Annotated in this window: 2 protein-coding genes; one reads left to right on the forward strand and one right to left on the reverse strand. The window is 41.4% G+C overall.

Features of this window, described 5'->3' with window-relative positions; all coding sequences use genetic code 11:
• Positions 1-43: 43 nt before the first annotated feature.
• Positions 44-1,012, reverse strand: coding sequence for a class 1 fructose-bisphosphatase (locus CWC11_RS20010; protein WP_138684101.1), 969 nt, complete (start codon positions 1,010-1,012; stop codon positions 44-46).
• Between the two features lie 154 nt (positions 1,013-1,166).
• Here CWC11_RS20010 and CWC11_RS20015 point away from each other — a divergent pair, with 154 nt between their 5' ends.
• Entirely contained in the window at positions 1,167-3,596 is a 2,430-nt protein-coding gene (locus tag CWC11_RS20015) for a zinc-dependent metalloprotease (RefSeq protein WP_138684102.1), read from the forward strand.
• The last annotated feature ends 219 nt before the right edge of the window (positions 3,597-3,815 follow it).

A 3,815-nucleotide genomic window follows, 5' to 3' on the forward strand; every position in this document is an offset into this window, starting at 1 on the left:
ATGCGGCTTAGTATTTTTTGACAACTGACAACTGACAACGTGTTTACTTATGATATCCCAAGCACGTTTCTACTTCGTTTTTAGAGCCTAAAATAACCGCTACACGCTGGTGGATGGCATCAGGTTGTATATCCATAATACGCTCCGTACCTGTTGAGGCTATACCACCGGCTTGCTCTACAAGCATAGCCATTGGGTTTGCTTCGTAAAGTAAGCGTAGTTTATTTGGTTTATTTGGATCTTTAGTATCTGTTGGGTAAGTAAATAAACCACCACGGCTAAGTACACGGTGCACGTCGCCAACCATGGCTGCAATCCAGCGCATATTAAAGTTTTTAGCGCGCGGGCCTGTATCGCCTTCTAACAAATCATTTATATAGTTTTGCATAGCTGACTGCCAATGGCGCTGGTTTGACGCATTAATGGCAAATTCGTTGGTATCGGCAGGTATAGTGGCAAAGTCTTCTGTTAGTAAAAAACTACCTTGGGTTTTATCAAGAGTAAACATGCGCGTACCTTTACCTGTTGTAAGGGCAAGCATAGTTGATGGGCCGTAAAGCACGTAACCCGCAGCCACTTGCTTGTGGCCAGGCTGCATAAATATGCTTTGATCAGCTGCATCTGAGCCTTCAGGCGCTTCCATAATCGAAAATATAGTACCTACCAGCGAGTTTATGTCGGTGTTTGATGAGCCATCAAGTGGGTCAAATGCAACTATATATTTAGCGTCTTGATTACCGGCAACAGTGTAATCTTCTTCTTCAGAGGCAATTGCTTTAACTGTGCCTGATTCCAGTAAAATATCTTTTAACAGCTGATTAGATAACACATCGAGCTTTTTTTGAGTTTCGCCTTGAATGTTTTCATCAAGGGTTGAGCCTAAAACGCCTGAAAGTGCACCTTGGCCAACACGAAACGAAATTTCTTTACATGCCGCTAAAATGGTTCTAATTAACGACAAAAGTTCTCTTGGGCAACCGTCTTCTAGTAATACTGGAGGGAGTCTACGCATTATATTTTCCTGATAACGTGTACTAGCTAATCATAATGTGAGAGAGATTAACTTAGTGCGCTGAATTTCGTCTTAAATAACTGTATTGTTTAAATAGCGCCCTATAATGGGACCACCTAATCGTACTTAAAACGCCAATAACAAAGATAAGATTATGAAAAAAATACCACTAATAAGTTACATATTCTTTACTGTGCTGTGCTCTATCATAACTCAAGCGCACGCAGCAATTAAGTCAATTGATGAATTTACTACGCAAATGAATCACTTTCCGGGCTACTATTCGTTTTTTTACGATACCCAAAACGGCAAAGTTTATTTAAAAGTAGATAAGTTTGAACAACAATTTTTACTTCAGCAAAGCTTGCCATACGGGATTGGCTCAAACGATATAGGCCTTGATAGAGGGCAACTTGGTAATACGCATCTTGTACAGTTTGAGCGTTTTGGCGATAAAGTAATGCTGCGCGCTGTAAATACTTACTACCGTGCTAACACTACTAATAAAGCCGATCAGCAAAGTATTAAAGAGGCATTTGCATCAAGTATACTTGCAGGCTTTAAAGTCGTTGCTCAAGATAAAACAACCGCATTGATTGACTACACACCGTATTTATTAAGTGATGTACACGGTGTAAGCCGAACGCTTGCTGCGCGTAAGCAAGGGAACTTTAGCCTTGATGAATCACGAAGCGCGGTTTACATGAAGCGTTCAAAAGCGTTTTTAAAAAACACCGAGCTTGAAGCAGTACTCACCTTTAAGGGCACAAAGCCGGGTAAATTTGTTCGCCAAGTCAGTGCCGATGCATACGCACTTACTGTGCATATGCATCATTCACTCATTAAATTGCCAGATGATAACTACTCGCCGCGCAAGTTTAACCCGCAATCTGGCTTTTGGAGTATTGAGCATAAAGATTACGCAGCGGCGCTTGGCGAGTCTATGTTTGTGCGCTATATACCGCGCCATCGCTTAGCTAAAAAAGATCCTAGTTTACCTATTAGTGAACCCGTAGAGCCTATTGTTTACTACCTAGACCCAGGGGTTCCTGAGCCAGTTAAAAGTGCTTTACTAGAAGGTGGTAAATGGTGGAATGATGCATTTAGTGCTGCAGGGTACAAAAACGCATTTGTAGTAAAAGTATTACCAAGTAATGCAGATCCTATGGATATTCGTTACAACGTAATTCAGTGGGTGCACCGCGCTACACGTGGTTGGTCATACGGAAGCTCTGTAATAGACCCTCGCACAGGTGAAATATTAAAAGGGCATGTAACGCTTGGTTCGCTGCGTGTACGCCAAGATATATTAATTGCCGAGGCACTTGCTGCCCCTTATTTAAAAGGTAATGAGGTCGCTAAAAATTTACAGGCTATGGCGCTTGACCGTATTCGCCAATTAAGTGCACACGAAATTGGCCACACTTTAGGGATTTCTCATAACTTTGCCGCATCAGTAGGTGATAGAGCCTCTGTTATGGATTACCCACACCCACTACTTAGTTTTAATGAACAAGGTAAGCTAGATGTAACGCGCGGCTACGCAAAAGGCATGGGCGCATGGGATACTCAAGTAATTAAATATGGCTACAGCGACTTTACCAATCAAGACGAAAGCGCTGCACTGGCAGCAATAATAAAAGAAAATAAAGCCAAAGGCCTTGAGTTTATATCCGACAGCGACGCGCGAGCAAAAGGTGGTGCTCACCCAACGGCCCATTTATGGGATAACGGTACCAACCCATCACAAGAGTTATTAAGAGTACTCGACGTTCGTAAAAAAGCACTTGCGCAGTTTGGAATAAATAACATTAAAACGGGTGATGCACTTTCGCAATTAGAAGAAAAACTAGTGCCACTTTATTTGTTTCACCGCTTTCAAGTAGAGGCTGCAGTTAAGTTAATTGCAGGCGTAAACTATGAGTACGAACTACGAGGTGACGCCCCCGTAAAAGGTGCGCAAGTCGTTTCAAAAGAGCTGCAGCAAGAAGCCGTTAATGCTATTTTAGCCACGTTTAAGCCAGGCAATTTATTGCTACCTGAGTCGGTGTTAGCGCTTATTCCGCCAAAGGCATATGGCGAGTCTAAATCGCGCGAAAGTATAATAGGGCGTACAGGCTTAACGCTTGATGCAATGGCACTACCAGAGGTTGCGGTAGAGCATAGTTTATCGCTTTTATTAAATCCGCAACGCTTAAACCGGTTAGCGCAGCAACAAGCACGCAGTAACGATTTTTATAGCTTAGACAACATGCTAGAGCAGTTATATAAGCAAATATTTAAAGTTTCATCACCTAATACGATGGCGGGTAAAATTACTCAGCGTACACAGTATTTAACTACTAAAGCATTTGCTGATTTAGTTGCTAGTAATAACGTAAGCCCAGAGGTGCAAGCACAAGTTCGTTATTATTTAGTTAAGCTTAGCGAAGATTTTAATCAAAACTCAATGCTGAGCAACACAAGTACTGGCGAAAGTGCGTTTAAGCAATTTTTAGTAGAGCAAATTAAATTGTTTTTAACTAAAGGCGAATGGCCAAGCAACTTTAAAGCTTTACCAATTCCACCAGGTTCACCAATTTAATATAAAATTTAGAAACTCAACTTTTTGTAAATTACAAAGTAAAGCACCTAGTATACTCATGCTCGGTGTTTTACTGTGCTTTGATAGCTGATAGCTGATAGCTGATAGCTGATAGCTGATAGCTGATAGCTGATAGCTGATAGCTGATAGCTGATAGCTGATAGCTGATAGCTGATAGCTGATAGCTTTACTTTTACTTGCATAAAGTTGGTTTTTTGT

Origin of the sequence: Pseudoalteromonas sp. S3178, assembly GCF_005886985.1 — a bacterium.
Classification (GTDB): Bacteria; Pseudomonadota; Gammaproteobacteria; order Enterobacterales; family Alteromonadaceae; genus Pseudoalteromonas; species Pseudoalteromonas carrageenovora.